Raw genomic sequence first — 18,737 nt, forward strand, 5'->3', positions numbered from 1 at the left:
CCCGCCCCACCCCTCCCAGGAGGCGTTTTGACCGGCTCCCAACCCCTGCGTCCGCTGCTGCGCGCCCTGCGCCCCGAAGCCTTCGGCGCGGATCCGTCCGGCGCACGGCTGGAGCGGATCCGGCGCTCGCCGAACTTCGCGGACGGCTCCTTCCGGAACCCGGTCGGTGCCCGGACCAGACCCTCCGGCTCCATGCTGGAATTCGCCAAGGTCTACTTCCACAAGGAGCAGCGGATCCGGCGCAGCCCCGCCGCGTCCGTACCCGTCCACCCGACGACCCTCGCCGACCTGGCGAAGCCGCCGGTCAGCGGGCTGCGCCTGACCTGGATGGGCCATTCGAGCGTCCTCGCCGAGATCGACGGGCGCCGGATCCTCTTCGACCCGGTGTGGGGTGAGCGCTGCTCCCCCTTCCCCTTCGCCGGGCCCAAGCGGCTCCACCCCGTGCCGGTGCCGCTGGCCGCCCTGGGACCGGTCGACGCCATCGTGATCTCCCACGACCACTACGACCACCTCGACCTGCCGACCGTCAAGCAGCTGGCCGGCACCGACACGGTCTTCGCCGTCCCGCTCGGTGTCGGCGCGCACCTGGAGCACTGGGGCGTCTCCGCGGACCGGCTGCGCGAGCTCGACTGGAACGAGTCCACCGAGATCGCCGGACTCTCGCTGACCGCCACCCCGGCCCGGCACTTCTGCGGGCGCGGGCTGCGCAACGCGCAGCACACCCTGTGGGCCTCCTGGGCCGTCGCCGGTGACGAGCACCGGATCTTCCACAGCGGCGACACGGGCTACTTCCCCGGGTTCAAGGACATCGGCGCCGAGCACGGCCCCTTCGACGCCACGATGATCCAGATCGGCGCCTACTCCGAGTACTGGCCGGACATCCACATGACCCCGCAGGAGGGCGTGCGCGCCCACCTCGACCTCCAGGGAGCCGCGCCGCACGGGGTGCTGCTGCCGATCCACTGGGGGACCTTCAACCTCGCGCTCCACCCGTGGGCGGAGCCGGGCGAGTGGACCCTCGACGCCGGGGCGGAAGCGGAGCAGCCCGTGGCCGTCCCCCGGCCGGGCGAGCCGTTCGAGCCGGGCGGCGTCCTCCCCACCGACCGCTGGTGGCGCCCGGTGGCCCGGCCCATCGACCACCCGTGGCGGCCTGCGACGGCGACCGCCCAAGCGGCTGCCGATGCCGTCCCTCCGGCCGACCGCGACCTGGACCTCGCCGGCGAGCGGTGACGACGCGCCGCGCGGGCGGCCCCGCACCGGCTGCCCGCCAGAACCACCCAGACGGCGCCCGCGAGGCCGGAAGCACCGGGCCCGACCCGCGGGCGCCGGGGGCGGACCGCCGGGCCCGAACACGCGCTCCCGGCGGATTCGGGCTGCCGTACGAGCGCCCCCTCGGGAGCGGGAAGCACCCCGGTGAAGTTCCCCGACTGGCCGTCAGCGGCGGGATTATCCGGTCTAGCGTGGGTATCCGGTGATCAACACCGGGTCCCGTCACCCCTGGGGCCCGGGCCCACGTATGAGGACGCCTGAGGACCCCGATGTCCGGACTCCGCGCCGCCCGCCACGCCCCGTCGAGACACGCCGCCCCCGGTCCCGAGCGGCAGATACGGCCCCAGCTGGTGCGCGCCGCCGTGCTGCCCACCCTCGCCGCCGGGCTCAGCGGAACCGCCGGGGTGATCTTCACCCTTCAGCTCGGCGGCGGCGACGGCCACCGGGACGCCCGGCTGTGGCCCGTCCTCTTCGGCTGCGCCCTGCTCGTCGTCGGCGCGCTCGCCGCCGCCCTGCTCGGCGCCCAGCGCGGAGCCAAGGCGGTCCGGGACCGCTGCGAGGCCCTGCGCCGCTCCAGCGTGCGCGGCCGCCAGGAGCTGCGCACCGCCGCGGAACGGCTGGAACGCGGCGAACAGCCGGCCCGGCCGGTCCGCGGCGGCCCGACCGCGCCGCCGCCCGGCACCGACCCCGAGCGGGTCGACGAGTTCTGGCTGCTCTCCCAGGAGCTGCGCGGCGCCCGCGAGCAGGCGCACGCCGCCCTCGTACGGCTGGCCGGCCCCGCCGCCCCCTCCGACAGCGACCGCAAGGTCGAGGTCTTCGTCAACCTCGCCCGCCGCCTCCAGTCCCTCGTGCACCGCGAAATCTCGCTGCTCGACGGGCTGGAGGACACCGTCGAGGACCCCGACCTGCTGAAGGAGCTCTTCCACGTCGACCACCTGGCCACCCGGATCCGCCGGCACGCCGAGAACCTCGCCGTGCTCGGCGGCGCCGGCTCCCGCCGCCAGTGGACCCGCCCCATCGACCTGAGCGAGATGCTGCGCTCGTCCGTCGCGGAGGTCGAGCAGTACACGCGGGTCAAGGTGGTGCCGCCGGCCGGGGGCACCGTCCGCGGCCACGCCGTCGCCGACGTGGTGCACCTGCTCGCCGAACTGATCGAGAACGCCACGGTGTTCTCCGCCCCGGACACCGACGTGGTCGTACGCGCGGAGCGGGTCACCGCGGGCATCGCGGTGGAGGTCGAGGACCGCGGGCTGGGCATGCCGGCCGCGGAGCAGCACCGGATGAACGCCCTCCTCGTCGATCCCGACCAGGTCAGCGTGCGGCACCTGCTGGCGGACGGGCGGATCGGCCTGTACGTGGTCTCCGCGCTGGCCCGGCGGCACGGGATCGCCGTCGAGCTCAAGTCCAACATCTACGGCGGCGTGCTCGCCGTGCTCGTCCTGCCCCAGGACCTGCTCGGTGCGGAGGCGCCCGGCGCCGCCGACGCGCTCGGCGGCTCCCGGGCCACCTCGTGGGGGACCGGCCAGGGATCCGGATCGGGGCCAGGGGACGGGTCCGGTGCCGGGGCGGGGACCGCGGCCGGGGGCGGCTACGGGCCCGCGGCGGGGGCCGGGCCCGGGGCCGGCACCGGGTTTGGGTCCGGTGTCGGCCCCGGGTTCGGGTCCGGTGTCAGCCACGGGTCCGGGATGCCGCCGCTGGAGCCCGTCCGGGTGTCCGTGCCCCGGCCGGAGCCCGCGGACCCGCGGCCCACGGCACCGGCCTGGGCGGCGGCCGCCCCGGGCCCGCGGGCCAGGCATACGGGGCCCACGGGACCGGTGGCCTCCCCGCCGGCTCCTCCTCCGGCGCCGGCTCCTGCCCCCACCCGGGCCGCTGCGCCGGCACAGCCGCCGCAGCCGCAGGCTCCGTACCCGGCCGGGTCCCGGGCAGCGGCAGGGGCACCGCCGGTGCCGGTGCCGGTGCCGGTACCGAGGCCGGTGCCGAGGCCGTCGGCCGCGTCCGTGCCGGCCGCCCGGACCGACCCGGACCGACCGCCCCTGCCCCGCCGGCGGGCCCAGGCACACCTGGCCCCCGGGCTGCGGGACGCCCCCGCCCCGCGGCGGGCCCGCACCCCCGACCAGCCCGTGCACGACCCGGATCTGATGGCCGCATTCCGGCGCGGCTTCGGCCTCGCCCAGTCGGAGAACGACGCATGACCCCGAATCCCCATCCCGGCAAGGAGCGCACCACCATGGGCGGCGAACCGGCCACCACGACGGCCCCCGCAGCGGCACCGGCACCGGCACCGGCCACCAAGGCCAAGGCCACGGCCACGGACACGATCACGGCCACGACGGGAGGCCGGCTGTCCGATCTCGACTGGCTGCTCAGTGGCCTCGTCCAGCGGGTCCCGTACACCCGCAGCGCGGTGCTGCTGACCGCCGACGGCCTCGTCACCTGCCTCCACGGCCTCGACGCCGACAGCGCCGACCACCTGGCGGCGCTCGCCTCCGGCCTGTACTCCCTCGGCCGCAGCGCCGGATCCCGCTTCAGCGACGGCGCGGAGGTCCGGCAGGTGGTCGTCGAGCTCGACACCGCCCTCGTCTTCGTCTCGGCCGCCGGATCCGGGACCTGCCTGGCCGTCCTCGCCGACCGGGAGGCCGACGCGGGCGTCCTCGGCTACGAGATGGCGATGCTGGTCAAGAGCGTCCGCCCGTACCTGGCGGCCCCGCCGCGGCGGCCGGCCGCCGGCCGTGAGTGATGCGGGCCGCCCGGGCCGCGTACGGCAGGGGAGCCCCGCGCGAGACGACGCCCTGGCTCGACGACTCGGCCGGCCGGGTGATGCGCCCGTACACGGCCAGCGGCGGGCGCACCCGGCCGACCGTCGCCCTCGACCTGCTGTCGCTGGTCACCGCGACCGGGGTGCGGCCGCGCGCCGCCCTCGGCGCCGAGCACACCCTGGCCCTGCGCCTGTGCGCGGGCGCCACGGCCGTCACCGTCGCCGAGGTGGCCGGGCAGCTGCGGCTCCCGGCGGCGGTGGTGAAGGTGCTGCTGTCCGACCTGATGGAATCCGGGGCCGTCACGGCGCAGGCGCCGCGGTTCCCGGGCGGCGGGACCTGCGCCGCAGCCGATGACCAGACCCTGCTCCGGGCGGTGCTCGATGGCCTACGCCGACGACTGTGACACCCGTACCGACCCCCGCGCGGCCGCCGCCGCCCTGCCCGCGACGCTGAAGGTCATCGTCGCGGGCGGGTTCGGGGCGGGCAAGACGACCTTCGTCGGGGCGGTCAGCGAGATCGAGCCGCTGTGCACGGAGGAGTTGCTCAGCGGCATCGGCGAGGCCGCCGACCCGCTGGACGGCGTCGAGACGAAGACGGCCACGACCGTCGCGCTCGACTTCGGCCGGATCACCCTGGACGAGCGCCACGTCCTCTACCTGTTCGGCACACCCGGCCAGCAGCGCTTCCGCTTCCTGTGGGAGGAGTTGTGCGTCGGGGCGCTCGGCGCGGTCGTGCTCGCCGACACGCGCCGCCTCGCCGACTGCTTCCCGGCCGTGGCCTTCTTCGAGCGGAGCGGCATCGGATTCGTCGTCGCCGTCAACGAGTTCGACGGTGGCCACCGCTACACGGCGGCGGAGGTCCGCGAGGCGGTGGGCCTCGCGCCCGGCGTGCCCGTCGTACGGTGCGACGCGCGGCTGCCGAGATCCGGGACGGGGGTGCTGGCCGCCCTCGTCCACCACCTGCTGTTACGGGCCGCACCGCAGCGGCCGGACCGGAATTCGAAATGGTCGGAATGGGGGGACCCGTTATGACGTACTACGAATCGACAGGACACCTGCTGCTCACGCCGGTGGACCGGGAGGCACCCGCGCGCGCGGTCCGGCTGCGCGAACTGGGCCTGGGGCAGCGGGCGGACACCGAGCTGGACGCCTTCGCCCGGCGGATCGCAGAGGTGCTCGCGGCGCCGTACGCGGGGGTCAACTTCGTCGGCGAGGAGCGGCAGTTCTTCGCCGGCCTGTACCACGCGCCGGACGCGCCGCCCAGCGGCTACCCGGCGCGGGTGCTGCCGCGGGATCACGGGTACTGCCCGCACGTGGTCGTGCGCCGGCGGGCGCTCGTGCTGGAGGACGTACGGGACTTCGCGCGGTTCGCCGGGAACGCCGTGGTCGACGAGAGCGGGGTGCGGTCCTACGCGGGCGCGCCGCTGACGGACCGGCAGGGGATGGTCCTGGGCACGGTGTGCGCGGTGGACGTGGGGCCCCGCCGGTGGGGGACGGGGGGCCTGGCCACCGTGAAATCCCTGGCGGCGGAGCTCGCGGACCTCGTACGGGCGCGCGAGGAGGACGCCGCGCGGGCCGGCTGAGCGGCCTTCGCCGGGGCGGTTGTCAGTGCCGGGCGCTACGGTCGCTGACGTGGACCCGTGCACGCGTGGACCCCTGGATCCGTGGATCCGGGGACTCGACCGGAGAGGAGCCCCGGCATGGCCGTGACCGCCGAGGACGTCCGTACGACCGCGCTGTCGCTCCCCGACAGCAGCGAGAAGCTCTCCTGGGGCATGCCCACGTTCCGGGTGGGCGGCCGGATATTCGCGGCCCTGGGCGACGACGACACCACGATGGGCGTCAAGTGCCCCAGGGAGGACCGGGCGGAGCTGATCGCCGCCGAGCCGGAGAAGTTCTTCGTCCGGGCCGGCCACGACGACAACTACGCCTGGCTCCGGGTCCGCTTGGGGGCGCTGGAGGACGCGGCCGAGCTGCGGGCGATCCTGGTCGACTCCTGGCGGCAGGCGGCCCCCAAGCGCCTGGCCGAGGCCCATCCGGAGCTGGCGGGGGAGTGACCGGCGGCCGGGCCGCCGGCGGGGCCATGGCCGGGGGCGGGGGGGGGGGGGGGGGGGGAAACCCCCCCCACCCCCCCCCCCCCCCCCCCCCCCCCCCCCCCCCCCCCCCCCCCTCCCTCCCCCCCCCCCCCCCCCCCCCCGCCTCCCCCCCCCACCCCCCCCCCCCCCCCCCACCCCCCCCCCCCCCCCCCCCCCCCCCCCCCCCCCCCCCCCCCCCCCCCCCCCGACCCCCCCCCCCCCCCCCCCCCCCCCCCCCCCCCCCCCCCCCCCCACGGGGCGTCCTACTGGTCCTGCGGGTGGTGGGCCGGGATCGGGGGCAGCTCGCCGGTCTGCTCGTACGCGGAGAGCATGTCGATGCGGCGGGTGTGGCGCTCCTCGCCGGAGTACGGGGTCGCCAGGAAGGCCTCGATGAAGGAGGTGGCCTCGTCCTGGGTGTGCATCCGGCCGCCGACGGAGATCACGTTGGCGTTGTTGTGCTCGCGGCCGAGCTTCGCGGTCTCGACGCTCCAGGCCAGGATGGCGCGGACGCCCTTGACCTTGTTGGCGGCGATCTGCTCGCCGTTGCCGGAGCCGCCGATGACGATGCCCAGGCTGCCCTCGTCGGCGGCGGTCTTCTCCGCGGCGCGCAGGCAGAACGGCGGGTAGTCGTCGACGGCGTCGTAGATGTGGGGCCCGCAGTCGACGGGCTCGTGGCCGTTGTTCTTGAGCCAGTCCACGAGGTGGTTCTTCAGCTCAAAGCCAGCGTGGTCGGATCCGAGGTAGACGCGCATGGGACGAGTGTGTCACGGGTGGCCCCGACAACCTGCCCCGGGGTGTCGCGTAAGTCACGTCTAAAGCTCAAGTAAACCCAAAGAACGCAGATGAGACACGGTGGGACCAAGGTCCCGGACCTTCGTCCCAGGCAACGATCCGGATGCAGGCCTTCCGCCCGCGTTCATCTCGGGTTTGAATGCCGGGACTCGCAACCCGGGAACCTAAGGATTCGTCCATGAGCACCACGACGACCCTTCAGAAGGCAGGCGACCCCACCGGTAACCCCGGCGGCGCCACGCCCAACGACGGTCTCAAGGCCGGTCTCAAGAACCGCCACCTGTCCATGATCGCCATCGGCGGCGTCATCGGCGCCGGACTCTTCGTCGGCTCCGGCGGCGGTATCGCCAAGGCCGGCCCCGCCATCCTGCTCTCCTACATGCTCGTCGGCGCCATGGTCGTCTTCGTCATGCGGATGCTCGGTGAGATGGCCGCCGCCAGCCCGAACTCGGGCTCCTTCTCCGCCTACGCCGACCGCGCGCTGGGCCGCTGGGCCGGCTTCTCCATCGGCTGGCTCTACTGGTTCTTCTGGGTCGTCGTCCTGGCCGTGGAGGCCACCGCCGGCGCCGTGATCCTGGAGGGCTGGGTCCCGGCCGTCCCGCAGTGGGCCTGGGCCCTGATCGTGATGGCCGTCCTGACCGTCACCAACCTCGGCTCGGTCGCCTCCTACGGCGAGTTCGAGTTCTGGTTCGCCGGCATCAAGGTCGTCGCCATCGCCGCCTTCGTCGGCATCGGCGTGCTCGCCGTGTTCGGCGTCCTGCCGGGCTCGGACAACCCGGGTGCGGGCTTCGCGCACCTCACCGACACCGGCGGCTTCATGCCGAACGGCTGGGGCTCCGTCCTCACCGGTGTGCTGATGGTCGTCTTCTCCTTCATGGGCAGCGAGATCGTCACCCTGGCCGCCGGCGAGTCCGAGGACCCGCGCCGCGCCGTCACCAAGGCCACCAACTCGGTCATCTGGCGCATCGCCGTCTTCTACCTGGGCTCGATCTTCGTCGTCCTGACCCTGCTGCCGTGGAACGACAAGTCGATCGTGGAGAAGGGCTCGTACGTCGCCGCCCTCGACTCCATCGGCATCCCGGCCGCCGGCCAGATCATGAACGTGATCGTCCTGACCGCCGTGCTCTCCTGCCTGAACTCGGGCCTGTACACCGCCTCCCGCATGGCGTTCTCGCTGGGCGAGCGCGGTGACGCCCCCAAGGCCTTCGCCAAGGTCAACAAGCGGGGCGTGCCGATGGCGGCCATCCTGGGCTCCACGGTCTTCGGCTTCGTCGCCGTCATCTTCAACTACACCAACCCGGAGACCGTCTTCAGCTTCCTGCTGAACTCCTCCGGCGCGATCGCGCTCTTCGTCTGGCTGGTCATCTGCCTGACCCAGCTGCGCATGCGCAAGATCCTGGTCGCCGAGGCCCCGGAGAAGCTGACGGTGAAGATGTGGCTCTTCCCGTATCTGACCTGGGCCACCGCCGCGATGATCGTCTTCGTCCTGGGCTACATGCTCTATGACGAGGGCAACCGCGAGACCGTGGTGCTGTCCGTGCTGGTCGCCGCGATCGTGATCGCGGTCGGCGTGGTGCGCGACGTCCGCCGCCGCAAGGCCGCCGTTCAGGCCTGACCCGCAAGGGCCCCAGACGGCAGCAGCCCCGGACCGCGCACCGCGGTCCGGGGCTGCTCGCTTCGGAGCCGTTCACCGCTACGAGCGGCCGGCCAGCTTCCAGGCGGTCGGCAGCAGGCCCATGGCCAGCGCCGCCTTGAGCGCGTCGCCGATCAGGAACGGGGTCAGCCCCGCCGCGACGGCCGCGCCGAAGGACATCCCGGTGGACAGCGCCAGGTACGGCACGCCCACCGCGTAGATCACGGCGGAGCCGAGCGCCATCGCACCGGCCGTGCGCAGCACCGACCGGTCGGCGCCGCGGCGGGCCAGGACGCCCACGACGGTGGCGGCGAGCAGCATGCCGATGACGTAGCCGAAGGAGGCGCCGCCCGCGCCGGAGGTGCCGTTCGCGAACCACGGCAGGCCGGCCGCGCCGAGGAGCGCGTACAGGCCGAGCGAGAGGAAGCCGCGGCGGGCGCCGAGGGCGGTGCCGGCGAGGAGCGCTGCGAAGGTCTGGCCGGTGACCGGGACCGGGGAGCCGGGGACGGGCACGGCTATCTGCGCGGCCAGGCCGGTCAGGGCGGCTCCGCCGACGACGAGCGCGATGTCGCGGGCACGGCTCGCGGGCAGCAGGTCGGCCAGGACGGCGCCGGGGCGGATGGAGACGGAAGCAGAAGCGGTGCTCATCGGGACTCCGCGGGATGAGGGGTGACGGGACGATCACTGACGCTAGTGCGCGGGCCCGTACCGCCCCACCGCCGCCTGGGACAAAGCACCGCTCCCCCCTTTGGTCGGAAGTGAACAAAGTCCTCGGTTCACACCTGAGGCGCCGTGATGCTCATCACGAGTCAGATCAGTCAACACATCCTTTTTGCGCGGAAGGGCACCCTCCGGTGAGACTGTAGGGTCCCGCCAACTACTGCGGAGCCCACCGCCGCTGCCGAGCACGAGAGTACGAGCCTCCACTCATGCGCGACCCCCTCACCGACACTCCTCCGCGCAGCCCCGAGCTGCCCGCGGAGCCCCTGAGCCACAGCCTCAAGCAGCGCCACCTGACCATGCTCGGCCTCGGCGGCGTGATCGGCGCCGGGCTGTTCATCGGCTCCGGCGCGGGCATCGGCATCGCCGGCCCCGCGATCATCTGCTCCTACCTGCTGGCCGGCGCCCTGGCCATGCTGGTGATGCGGGCACTGGGCGAGATGTCCGCCGCCCTGCCCGCCTCCGGTTCGTTCTCCGTGTACGCGGAGCGGGCGCTGGGCCGCTGGGCGGGCTTCTCGGCGGGCTGGCTGTACTGGTTCCTGCTGGTCGTGGTGCTGGCCGTGGAGGCCACCGGCGCGGCGAAGATCGCGCACGGCTGGGTGCCGGCCGTCGACCAGTGGCTCTGGGTGCTGCTCTTCATGGTGGTGTTCACCGTCAGCAACCTGGCCGCGGTGAAGAACTTCGGCGAGTTCGAGTTCTGGTTCGCCGCCCTCAAGGTCGGCGCGATCGTCCTGTTCCTGATCCTGGGCACCCTGGCGGTCTTCGGCATCCTGCCCGACACCGATCCGGTCGGCCTGGCCAACCTCACCGGGAACGGCGGCTTCTTCCCCGCGGGTGCGGGCGGCGTGATCGCCGGCATGCTGGCGGTCATCTTCGCCTTCGGCGGCCTGGAGGTCGTCACCATCGCGGCCGCCGAGTCGGACGACCCGGCGCGCTCGGTGGCCCGCGCCGTGCGCAGCGCCGTGTGGCGCATCCTCTTCTTCTACGTCGGCTCCATGCTGGTCGTCGTCACGCTGCTGCCGTGGGACTCGCTGGAGCCGGGCGAGAGCCCGTACGTGGCCGTCCTGGACTCCATCGGCATCCCGGCGGCCGGGCAGATCATGAACATCGTGGTGTTCGTGGCGCTGCTGTCGGCGCTCAACGCCAACCTGTACGGGTCCTCGCGCATGGTCTTCTCGCTGGCCGAGCGCGGCGAGGCGCCGGCGGCGCTGCTGACGGTGTCGCAGGGCGGGGTGCCCCGCCGGGCCGTGTTCGCCTCGGTCGCCTTCGGGTTCGTCTCGGTGGTGCTGAACCTGCTGTGGCCGGACACGGTCTTCCTGTACATGCTCAACGCGGTCGGCGCGGTGCTGCTGTTCGTGTGGGCGCTGATCGCGGTGTCGCAGCTGCGGCTGCGCCGAGAGCTGGAGCGGGACATGCCGGAGCGGCTGACGCTGCGGATGTGGTGCTTCCCGTACCTGACGTGGGTGGCGCTGCTGGGGATGGCGGCGGTGCTGGTGCTGATGCTGTTCGACGAGGGGGCGCGGCCGCAGCTGCTGTGGTCCTCCGGTGCCGCGGCCGCGGTGCTGGTGGTGGCGTGGATCCGGGAGGTGCGGGCGCGCCGCTCGAAGGAGGCTTCCGCCTGACCGGCTGACGGTGACGCAGTGTCGGGCCGCCGCCCGGGGCTGACGGCCGCAGCACACCGCCGAGGGCGGGTTCCGCGCGTATGCGCGGGGCCCGCCCTCGCGCGTACCAAGGTGAGCCTTACATGTAACCCGGAATAGATACTGCTAGCGTGCAGTTGCGCATTGGTTGCAATAGCAGTTGGGCACGCTGAGGGGACCGGATTACACGCATGGCCATCTACACGCTTCCCGAGCTTCCGTACGAGTACTCGGCTCTGGAGCCGGTGATCAACCCGCAGATCATCGAGCTGCACCACGACAAGCACCACGCTGCCTACGTCAAGGGCGCGAACGACACCCTGGAGCAGCTGGAAGAGGCACGGGACAAGGAGAACTGGGCCGTGCTGAACGGCCTGGAGAAGAACCTCGCCTTCCACCTCTCGGGCCACATCCTGCACAGCATCTACTGGCACAACATGGCCAGCCCGAAGACCGGCGAGGGCGGCGGCGAGCCGACCGCGGCCGACGGCGTGGGCGAGCTCGCCGACGCGATCACCGAGTCCTTCGGCTCCTTCGCGAAGTTCAAGAAGCAGCTGACCTTCGCCTCCTCCGCCACGCAGGGCTCCGGCTGGGGCGTCCTCGCGTACGAGCCGGTCAGCGGCCGTCTGATCGTCGAGCAGGTCTACGACCACCAGGGCAACATCGGCCAGTCCTCGGTGCCGATCCTGGTCTTCGACGCCTGGGAGCACGCCTTCTACCTCCAGTACAAGAACCAGAAGGTGGACTTCATCGAGGCGATGTGGAACGTCGTCAACTGGCAGGACGTGGCCAAGCGCTACGCCGACGCCAAGGCCAACACCCCGCTGCTGATCCCCGTCAAGGGCTGACCGCAGCCGGGGGGAGCGCCCCCACCAGCCCGTCCGCCTCGTGATCGTCTTCTCACCGCTCACGTGCGGGCGTGTACAGCGGAAGACCCCCGTGAGGACGTGACTCACGGGGGTCTTCCGTCTCCGCCGGACCCGCGGCTGCGGCCGCGGGGATCCGGTCAGTCGAAACGGGGGCCTTCGTTTCGCGTGCGCTTGATCTCGTAGAAGCCCGGGGTGGAGGCGACGAGCAGGGTGCCGTCCCACAGGCGGGCCGCCGCCTCGCCGCGCGGGGTCGGGGTGACGACCGGGCCGAAGAAGGCCACCTCGTTGCCGTCGGCGCCGGGCACGGAGATCACCGGCGTGCCCACCTCCTCGCCGACGCGCGCGATGCCGTTGTGGTGCGAGGCCCGCAGCACCTCGTCGTACTCGTCGGAGTCGGCGTAGTCGATCAGCTCGGCCGGCAGGCCGACCTCGTCCAGGGCGGCGGCGATGACCTCGCGGGTCGCGCCGAGGTCCTGGTTGTGGATCCGGGTGCCGAGGGCGGTGTAGAGCTTGCCGGTGACCTCGTCACCGTGCTTCTGCTGGGCGGCTATCACGACGCGCACCGGGGCGAAGCCCTTCGGGCCGAGGATCTCGCGGTAGCGCTCGGGCAGTTCGTCGAGCTTGTTCTCGTTCAGCACGGCGAGGCTCATCACGTGCCAGCGGACCTCGACGTCGCGGACCTTCTCGACCTCCAGCATCCAGCGGGAGGTCATCCAGGCCCAGGGGCACAGCGGGTCGAACCAGAAGTCGACCTGGGTCTTCTCGCGCACCTGGGTGTCGGTCATGTCTCTCCTTGGTCGGACAGTGCATCCGTGGTCATGTCCTTCTGGCCAACCGGGCCGGGGCCGGCCCCATTCCCCGTGGGAGGATTCCGCCAGGTATCGCGATCTCGCACGAAGGAGTGCACGTGCCCGGAGAGAATCTGTCCCGTGACGAGGCCCGTGTCCGGGCGGAACTGCTGTCGGTCGACGGGTACGAGGTCTCGCTCGACCTCCGGTCCGCCGTCGACGAGGCCGAGCCCGCCGAGGGCCCGAGGACCTTCCGCTCGGTGACGACGATCCGCTTCCGGGCGGCCGCGCCCGGCTCGTCGGCCTTCGCGGACCTGGTCGCCCCCTCCGTGAACTCCGTCACCCTCAACGGGCAGGAACTCGACCCGGCCGCCGTCTTCGACGGGGCGCGCATCGCCCTGGACGGCCTGGCCTCCGAGAACGTCCTCGTGGTCGACGCGAACTGCGCGTACAGCCGGACGGGTGAGGGCATGCACCGCTTCGTCGACCCGGAGGACGGCGAGGTCTACCTCTACACCCAGTACGAGCCGGCCGACGCCCGCCGGGTGTTCGCGAACTTCGAGCAGCCCGACCTGAAGGCGCCGTACCGCTTCGAGGTGACCGCCCCCGAGGGGTGGCAGGTGTGGAGCAACGGTGCGGAGGAGTCGCGCGAGGGCCTGACCCGGCGGTTCGCCGAGACCGCGCCGATCTCGACGTACATCACCTGTGTGGTGGCGGGCCCGTACCACTACGTGACGGACTCCTACACGCGCGGGGACCTGACGATCCCGCTGGGCGCGATGTGCCGCAAGGGGCTGGCCAAGCACTTCGACGCGGACGACGTGTTCCTCGTCACCAAGCAGGGCTTCGACTTCTTCCACGAGCACTTCGACTTCCCGTACCCGTTCGGGAAGTACGACCAGGCGTTCGTGCCCGAGTACAACCTCGGCGCGATGGAGAACCCGGGCATGGTGACCTTCCGCGAGGAGTACATCTTCCGCGGGAAGGTGACCCGGGCGGCGTACGAGCGGCGCTGCAACACGATCCTGCACGAGATGGCCCACATGTGGTTCGGCGACCTCGTCACCATGAAGTGGTGGGACGACCTGTGGCTGAAGGAGTCCTTCGCGGACTTCATGGGCACCTTCTCGCAGGTGGAGGCGACCCGCTTCGAGCAGGCGTGGGTGACCTTCGCCAACAACCGCAAGGCGTGGGCCTACCGGGCCGACCAGCTGCCGTCCACGCACCCGATCACGGCCGACATCCGCGACCTGGAGGCCGCCAAGCTCAACTTCGACGGCATCACGTACTCCAAGGGCGCGGCGGTGCTCAAGCAGCTGGTCGCGTACGTGGGGCGGGACGCGTTCCTGGAGGGCGCGCGGCGCTACTTCAAGGCCAACGCGTACGGGAACACCACCCTGGACAACCTGCTGTCGGTGCTCGGCGAGGTCTCCGGGCGTGACATGGCCGAGTGGTCGCGGGCCTGGCTCCAGACGGCCGGCGTGAACGTGCTGACGCCGGTGGTGACGTACGACGCGGGCGGCCGGGTGACCGAGCTGGCCGTGCTCCAGGACGGAGACGAGCTGCGCCCCCACCGGGTCGCGGTCGGCCTGTACCGGCTGGAGGAGGGGCGGCTGGTCCGCTTCGCGCAGGCCGAGGCGGACGTGGCGGGGGCGCGGACGGCCGTGGCCGAGCTGGCCGGGCAGGAGCGGCCCGACCTGGTGCTCGTCAACGACGACGACCTCACCTACTGCAAGGTCCGCTTCGACGAGGGCTCGCTGGAGACCCTGCGGACCCGGCTGGGCGACATCACGGACCCGCTGGCGCGGGCGCTGTGCTGGTCGGCGCTGTGGAACCTGACCCGCGACGGGCTGGTGCCGGCGCGGGACTTCATCTCCCTGGTCCTGGCCCACGCGGGCCGCGAGAGCGACGTCGGCGTGCTCCAGATGGTGCACTCGCAGGCGCTGGCCGCGCTCACCCACTACGCCGCCCCCGCATGGCGCGAACAGGGCGGACGGGTGCTGGCGGCGGGCGCCCTGCACGAGCTGCGGCTCGCGGAGCCCGGCTCGGAGCACCAGCTGACCTGGGCCCGGTTCTTCGCGGCGGGCGCGGCGACGGAGGGCGACTTCCAGCTGCTGCTGGGCCTGCTGGACGGCTCGGCGCGGATCGACGGGCTGGAGGTGGACCAGGAGCTGCGCTGGGACTTCCTGCTGCCGCTGGCCGCCCACGGCGCGGTGGACGAGGCCGTGCTGGCCGCGGAGCTGGCCCGGGACGACACGGCGTCGGGCAAGCGGCACCAGGTGCGCTGCCTCGCGGCGCGGCCGTCGGCGGCGGTCAAGGACCAGGCGTGGGCGGCCGTCGTCGAGTCGGACACCCTGTCGAACGCGCTGGTGGAGGCGACGATCGCGGGCATGCAGCAGTCCTCTCAGCGGGCCCTGCTGGCCCCGTACACGGGCCGCTACTTCGAGGTGATCGAGCGGATCTGGGAGGAGCGGTCGATCCAGATCGGCATGCACGTGGTGCGGGGCCTGTTCCCGGCGCTCCAGGACAGCCGGGCGACGCTCGACGCGACGGACGCGTGGCTGTCGGCCCACGAGGACGCCGCGCCGGCGCTGCGGCGGCTGGTGCTGGAGGGCCGTGACGACCTGGCCCGGGCCCTGAACGCCCAGGCCTGCGACGCCGCCGCCGGATAACGGCCGCCGCCCGGCCTTCAGGGGCTCCGCCCCCGAACCCCCGCGCCTCAAACGCCGGCGGGGCTGCAAGACAGCCCCGCCGGCGTTTGAGGCGGAGACGGCGCCCCCAGCCGCCGCGCCACAGGCTATCGGCAATCGAACGGCCGTACTTTAGTGTGGTCTTGTCCGGATTTGTCGACGAGCCGGTAACAGCGGTTAGGGGACCTCCCCGGGACGGGAATCTCCGCGGCATGAACCACAACGCACCCCTCCCCCTCGCCCACCTCACCGACAGCCGCCCCCGCGTGCTGACCCTCGCCCAGCTCCGCGAGCACGGCGTCACCGCCTCCGACGCCGCCGACCGCTCCTGGCAGGAGATCCTGCCGGGCGTCTTCCTCCTGCACTCCGGGGTCGCCACGAGCGAGGAGCGCCTGCACGCCGCCCTGCTGTACGCGGGCCGGCGCGGGGGCGAGGTCATGGTCACCGGCCTGGCGGCGCTCGCCCTGTACCGGTTCGGCTCCGCCCCCGCCCTGCTCTCCCTCCCGCGGATCGACGTGCTCGTCCCGCACACCCGCCGGCTGCGCTCCGTCAGCACCGTCCGCATCGTCCGGACGCACACGCCGCCCCGCCCGGTGCCGGTGACCGGGCTGCCCGTGGCCCCGGTGGCCCGGGCGCTGGCCGACGCCGTCGCCGGGCTCTGCGACCCGGGGACCGTACGCCGCCTGCTGAGCGAGGCCGTCCGCGCCGGGCACTGCGAACCGGCGGCCGTCGTGCGGGAGCTGACGGCGGCCCGGCTGCTGAACCGGCCGCACGTCGTGGACGCCGTCGAGTCCCTCCTCGCCGAGGGCCGGGCCATCGCCGAGGACCGGCTGTACCGGCTCGTCCGCGACTTCGAGCTCCCCGATCCGGTCTGGAACGCGGACCTGCGCCTGCCCGGCGGACCGCACCTGGGCGGGGTCGACGCGTACTGGCCCGAGCAGGCCGTGGCCGTGGAGATCGACACCCGTGCGCCCCGGCAGGGCGAGGACGAGGAGTGGTCGGAGACCGTGCGCAAGCGCGAGGCCCTGGAGCGGCTCGGGGTGACCGTCGTCCACATCACCCCGCGCAAGCTGCGCGACTGGCCCGAGCAGCAGGCCGCGGTCCTCCGGACCGCCCTGACGGCGGCCGTGGACCGCGAGCCCGCCGCCTACCTGGTGGTGCTCCCGCGGTGAGGGGGCAGCGCCGGGTTCGCCGGCGAGTACTCCGGGGTGCTCCACAGCAGCCGCCCGGGGTGCAGGCTCTCCACGACCTCCTCGACGCGGAAGACCACGCCGCGGCCGCCGTCCGGCCCGAACTCCGTCCGCGCCCGGCCGCTGAGCTGGAGCACCGCCCCGGTCTCCCAGTCGGGGAACAGCAGCCCGGCCCGCGGGTCGGCAGCCAGGTTCCCCAGGGTGAGGAACATGGCGTTGCCCGGGTAGTCGGGCCAGCACAACTCGGCCGGCGACCGGACCTCCACGAAGCCCGGCAGGCCGCCGCGGTGGCTCGCCTCCATCCGGCCGCCGGCGGTGGTCGCGACGAAGAAGGTGTCCGCGGCGCGGACGGCCCGCTCCTGGCCCGGGGTGAGCACTCCCCCGCGCCCCACCACCCCGGGCCCCTCGGCGATCCGCTTCAGCGGCTGCCGTTTCTGCAGGTACTTGGGGCAGTTGGCGAAGACCCGCTCGGCCGCGACGGCGAACCCGCCGGGGGTCGCCTCCAGGATTCCGTTCAACCGCATCCGGCGCCGGGTGCGCGGGTCGAGGGCGATGGTCCCGACCGGGGTGCCGTCGACGGCGGCCGGCGCCCCGGCGAGCGGGTCTCCGGCCGGCAGCCCGCCGGCGACCGCCATCCGGTGCGCGTCCACGGCCCGGACGAAGCCGGGCGGGCCGGTGAGCAGCGAGGCCCACAGCCGCCCGGCGGGGTCGGCGGCGCCGACGACGAGGTGCGGCTGCCGCTCCAGGAAGGCCGCGGCGACGTCCTTGATGTCCGCGCCGATCGAGCGGCCGACGTGTTCGGCGAGCTCGCGTACGCCGACCCGTTCCTGCACGGCCAGCGAGCCCGGGTGGTACCGGTCCATGACGACCTCCTGCGTCGGTCCGCGGCGCTTTAGAAGAAGCCGCAGGTCGGGGCCCCCGCGGTGGGGGCGGGTGCATTCTCGGCGCCCTTCGGGGCGGAAATCTCCAGGCGGGTGCCGTCGGGGTCGTGGAAGAAGATCCCGCCGGAGGCGGCGCCCTCGGCGTGGGCGACGACCCCGTCGTAGGCGAACGGGACGCCCAGGCCGCGCAGCCGCGCCTCGTACGCGCGGACCTCGTCGATGCCGTCGGCGCTGAGCGCCAGGTGGTGCAGTCCGGCAGCCGCCGGGGCGTAGGCGCTGTCGGCCTGCTCCCACAGGGTGAGGACGAGGTCGCCGTCCCGGCCGAGGAAGGCGAAGCGGCGGTCCTCCTCCGTGCCCTCGCCGAGGAGGTCGAAGCCGAGGGCGTCCCGGTAGAAGGCGAGCGAGCGGGCGAGGTCGGTGACGTTCAGGCCGATGTGTCCGGTGCGGAGCGTGCTGATGACAGCCGACACGGCTGCCCCCTTTCGACGGGCCCCGGCGGTTTCCCGGCAGGGCGTCTAACCATCTAAATTCAATTTAAGGGTTAGAGCGTGGGGCGTCAACCGGTCACGTACCCTTGAGGGGTTAGCAGGCGTACGCGGAGGAGCGGCGAGATGGCCACGGAGGCGACGGCGGACCCCCGCCCCCTGACGGGTGAGCCGATCGCCCTGGACCTGCTGAACACGCGCTGGATGCACGACGGCGCCCCGGTCGACCTCTTCGCCGGCGCCTTCGGCCTGACCCGCATGGAGGGGCTCGCCCTCTGGCTGCGCAGCGCCGGGCTGGCCGACCGCTTCCGCGCCGACCCTTCGACCCTCGTCCACCTGCTGACCGCCCGCGAGGCGCTGGCCCGCGCCGTCGCCGACCCGGCCGATGAGAGCGCCCGCGCCCTGGTCGACGCCGTCCTGGAGCACGGGCGCATCCGCGCCACCCTGACCGCCGAAGGCCCCGGCGAGCGGGCCGAGTTCGACGACCGCTCCTGGGGTCCGGCCTGGACGGCCGCCCGCGACTACCTGGAGCTGCTGCGCACGGCGCCCGACCGGATCCGCAAGTGCGCCTCTGAGACCTGCGTGCTCCACTTCCACGACACCTCGCGCAACGGAACACGGCGCTGGTGCTCGATGTCCGCCTGCGGAAACCGGGCGAAGGCCTCGCGCCACTACGCGCGCACGCGCGAGCGCTGAAACGCCGGAAGTTGTCACACCTGCCCGCCGGCTGATCGCGTCCACACCCCTGCCGCGAGGTCGGGAAGTCGACAAATCAACTCTCCCGCCCCACCGGTTCGCCGGGGTATGCCCCGCTACGGCCCCGATGGCACACACCGCGCGCTGGCGGGAGTCCGCCATGTCAGGTCTCGGTCAATGACAGACCTCCCCAAATCCCTGTCGCGTGAGGAAAGCTGACCGGTCATCCGGCACCGAATTCCGGAGCGTTTCCT

18 protein-coding genes are annotated in these 18,737 nt (G+C 73.2%); 13 read left to right on the plus strand and 5 right to left on the minus strand.

Going from position 1 to position 18,737, the window contains the following annotated elements; translation table 11 throughout:
* The first annotated feature begins 27 nt into the window (after positions 1 to 27).
* The 7 genes from AC068A_RS02210 (at position 28) to AC068A_RS02240 (ending at position 6,081) form a co-directional block, all read left to right on the plus strand.
* Entirely contained in the window at positions 28 to 1,230 is a 1,203-nt protein-coding gene (locus tag AC068A_RS02210) for an MBL fold metallo-hydrolase (RefSeq protein WP_478579508.1), read from the plus strand.
* A gap of 308 nt (positions 1,231 to 1,538) precedes the next feature.
* Positions 1,539 to 3,461, plus strand: coding sequence for a sensor histidine kinase (locus AC068A_RS02215; protein ID WP_478579511.1), 1,923 nt, complete (start codon positions 1,539 to 1,541; stop codon positions 3,459 to 3,461).
* Between the two features lie 125 nt (positions 3,462 to 3,586).
* On the plus strand, positions 3,587 to 4,006 hold the full coding sequence (locus AC068A_RS02220; protein ID WP_478580058.1) for a roadblock/LC7 domain-containing protein: 420 nt from the start codon (positions 3,587 to 3,589) through the stop codon (positions 4,004 to 4,006).
* A complete protein-coding gene (locus AC068A_RS02225; protein ID WP_478579514.1) occupies positions 4,006 to 4,428 on the plus strand; it encodes a DUF742 domain-containing protein in 423 nt (140 codons plus the stop codon). The genes AC068A_RS02220 and AC068A_RS02225 overlap by 1 nt, the downstream gene beginning before the upstream one ends.
* Positions 4,406 to 5,056: a GTP-binding protein gene (locus AC068A_RS02230; RefSeq protein WP_478579517.1), complete on the plus strand. Its 651-nt coding sequence runs from the start codon at positions 4,406 to 4,408 to the stop codon at positions 5,054 to 5,056. Before AC068A_RS02225 ends, AC068A_RS02230 begins: the two co-directional genes overlap by 23 nt.
* Positions 5,053 to 5,607, plus strand: a complete 555-nt coding sequence (locus tag AC068A_RS02235) for a GAF domain-containing protein (RefSeq protein WP_478579520.1) — start codon at positions 5,053 to 5,055, stop codon at positions 5,605 to 5,607. Before AC068A_RS02230 ends, AC068A_RS02235 begins: the two co-directional genes overlap by 4 nt.
* Positions 5,608 to 5,724: 117 nt before the next feature.
* Positions 5,725 to 6,081: an MmcQ/YjbR family DNA-binding protein gene (locus AC068A_RS02240; protein WP_478579523.1), complete on the plus strand. Its 357-nt coding sequence runs from the start codon at positions 5,725 to 5,727 to the stop codon at positions 6,079 to 6,081.
* 281 nt (positions 6,082 to 6,362) lie between these two features.
* Here the strand turns inward: AC068A_RS02240 and AC068A_RS02245 are convergent, their stop codons facing one another.
* Positions 6,363 to 6,851: a ribose-5-phosphate isomerase gene (locus tag AC068A_RS02245; RefSeq protein ID WP_179175802.1), complete on the minus strand. Its 489-nt coding sequence runs from the start codon at positions 6,849 to 6,851 to the stop codon at positions 6,363 to 6,365.
* A 218-nt stretch (positions 6,852 to 7,069) separates the two neighbouring features.
* On the opposite strand from AC068A_RS02245, the gene AC068A_RS02250 reads away from it, so the two are divergent.
* A complete protein-coding gene (locus AC068A_RS02250; RefSeq protein WP_478579527.1) occupies positions 7,070 to 8,506 on the plus strand; it encodes an amino acid permease in 1,437 nt (478 codons plus the stop codon).
* Between the two features lie 78 nt (positions 8,507 to 8,584).
* On the opposite strand, the gene AC068A_RS02255 is transcribed toward AC068A_RS02250, so the two are convergent.
* On the minus strand, positions 8,585 to 9,172 hold the full coding sequence (locus tag AC068A_RS02255; protein WP_478579530.1) for a biotin transporter BioY: 588 nt from the start codon (positions 9,170 to 9,172) through the stop codon (positions 8,585 to 8,587).
* A gap of 281 nt (positions 9,173 to 9,453) precedes the next feature.
* Between AC068A_RS02255 and AC068A_RS02260 the strand changes: the two genes are divergently transcribed.
* Complete coding sequence (locus tag AC068A_RS02260) at positions 9,454 to 10,866, plus strand: amino acid permease (protein ID WP_478579533.1); 1,413 nt, start codon at positions 9,454 to 9,456, stop codon at positions 10,864 to 10,866.
* A gap of 209 nt (positions 10,867 to 11,075) precedes the next feature.
* Positions 11,076 to 11,732, plus strand: a complete 657-nt coding sequence (locus tag AC068A_RS02265) for a superoxide dismutase (protein WP_478579535.1) — start codon at positions 11,076 to 11,078, stop codon at positions 11,730 to 11,732.
* 158 nt (positions 11,733 to 11,890) lie between these two features.
* Here the strand turns inward: AC068A_RS02265 and AC068A_RS02270 are convergent, their stop codons facing one another.
* Positions 11,891 to 12,538, minus strand: coding sequence for a mycothiol-dependent nitroreductase Rv2466c family protein (locus tag AC068A_RS02270; RefSeq protein ID WP_478579538.1), 648 nt, complete (start codon positions 12,536 to 12,538; stop codon positions 11,891 to 11,893).
* A gap of 122 nt (positions 12,539 to 12,660) precedes the next feature.
* Between AC068A_RS02270 and pepN the strand changes: the two genes are divergently transcribed.
* A complete protein-coding gene (gene pepN, locus AC068A_RS02275; RefSeq protein ID WP_478579541.1) occupies positions 12,661 to 15,213 on the plus strand; it encodes an aminopeptidase N in 2,553 nt (850 codons plus the stop codon).
* A 230-nt stretch (positions 15,214 to 15,443) separates the two neighbouring features.
* The gene (locus tag AC068A_RS02280) at positions 15,444 to 16,403 is read left to right on the plus strand and encodes a hypothetical protein (RefSeq protein WP_478579543.1); all 960 of its coding nucleotides are present in this window, start codon (positions 15,444 to 15,446) and stop codon (positions 16,401 to 16,403) included.
* On the opposite strand, the gene AC068A_RS02285 is transcribed toward AC068A_RS02280, so the two are convergent.
* A complete protein-coding gene (locus tag AC068A_RS02285; RefSeq protein WP_478579546.1) occupies positions 16,379 to 17,284 on the minus strand; it encodes a pyridoxamine 5'-phosphate oxidase family protein in 906 nt (301 codons plus the stop codon). The two genes, AC068A_RS02280 and AC068A_RS02285, sit on opposite strands and share 25 nt — an antisense overlap.
* A 29-nt stretch (positions 17,285 to 17,313) precedes the next feature.
* Complete coding sequence (locus tag AC068A_RS02290) at positions 17,314 to 17,772, minus strand: VOC family protein (protein ID WP_478579549.1); 459 nt, start codon at positions 17,770 to 17,772, stop codon at positions 17,314 to 17,316.
* A 141-nt stretch (positions 17,773 to 17,913) separates the two neighbouring features.
* On the opposite strand from AC068A_RS02290, the gene AC068A_RS02295 reads away from it, so the two are divergent.
* On the plus strand, positions 17,914 to 18,483 hold the full coding sequence (locus AC068A_RS02295; RefSeq protein WP_478579551.1) for a CGNR zinc finger domain-containing protein: 570 nt from the start codon (positions 17,914 to 17,916) through the stop codon (positions 18,481 to 18,483).
* Positions 18,484 to 18,737 lie beyond the last annotated feature (254 nt).

Source organism: Streptomyces sp. NPDC043854, from assembly GCF_056436005.1.

What these genes read in the sequence shown, in the direction of transcription:
- AC068A_RS02215 (WP_478579511.1), top strand. Translation starts at nt 1,539, where the DNA reads ATGTCCGGACTCCGCGCCGCCCGCCACGCCCCGTCGAGACACGCCGCC.
- AC068A_RS02225 (WP_478579514.1), top strand. Translation starts at nt 4,006, where the DNA reads ATGCGGGCCGCCCGGGCCGCGTACGGCAGGGGAGCCCCGCGCGAGACG.
- AC068A_RS02230 (WP_478579517.1), top strand. Translation starts at nt 4,406, where the DNA reads ATGGCCTACGCCGACGACTGTGACACCCGTACCGACCCCCGCGCGGCC.
- AC068A_RS02235 (WP_478579520.1), top strand. Translation starts at nt 5,053, where the DNA reads ATGACGTACTACGAATCGACAGGACACCTGCTGCTCACGCCGGTGGAC.
- AC068A_RS02240 (WP_478579523.1), top strand. Translation starts at nt 5,725, where the DNA reads ATGGCCGTGACCGCCGAGGACGTCCGTACGACCGCGCTGTCGCTCCCC.
- AC068A_RS02245 (WP_179175802.1), bottom strand. Translation starts at nt 6,851, where the DNA reads ATGCGCGTCTACCTCGGATCCGACCACGCTGGCTTTGAGCTGAAGAAC.
- AC068A_RS02250 (WP_478579527.1), top strand. Translation starts at nt 7,070, where the DNA reads ATGAGCACCACGACGACCCTTCAGAAGGCAGGCGACCCCACCGGTAAC.
- AC068A_RS02255 (WP_478579530.1), bottom strand. Translation starts at nt 9,172, where the DNA reads ATGAGCACCGCTTCTGCTTCCGTCTCCATCCGCCCCGGCGCCGTCCTG.
- AC068A_RS02260 (WP_478579533.1), top strand. Translation starts at nt 9,454, where the DNA reads ATGCGCGACCCCCTCACCGACACTCCTCCGCGCAGCCCCGAGCTGCCC.
- AC068A_RS02265 (WP_478579535.1), top strand. Translation starts at nt 11,076, where the DNA reads ATGGCCATCTACACGCTTCCCGAGCTTCCGTACGAGTACTCGGCTCTG.
- AC068A_RS02270 (WP_478579538.1), bottom strand. Translation starts at nt 12,538, where the DNA reads ATGACCGACACCCAGGTGCGCGAGAAGACCCAGGTCGACTTCTGGTTC.
- AC068A_RS02280 (WP_478579543.1), top strand. Translation starts at nt 15,444, where the DNA reads ATGAACCACAACGCACCCCTCCCCCTCGCCCACCTCACCGACAGCCGC.
- AC068A_RS02285 (WP_478579546.1), bottom strand. Translation starts at nt 17,284, where the DNA reads ATGGACCGGTACCACCCGGGCTCGCTGGCCGTGCAGGAACGGGTCGGC.
- AC068A_RS02295 (WP_478579551.1), top strand. Translation starts at nt 17,914, where the DNA reads ATGGCCACGGAGGCGACGGCGGACCCCCGCCCCCTGACGGGTGAGCCG.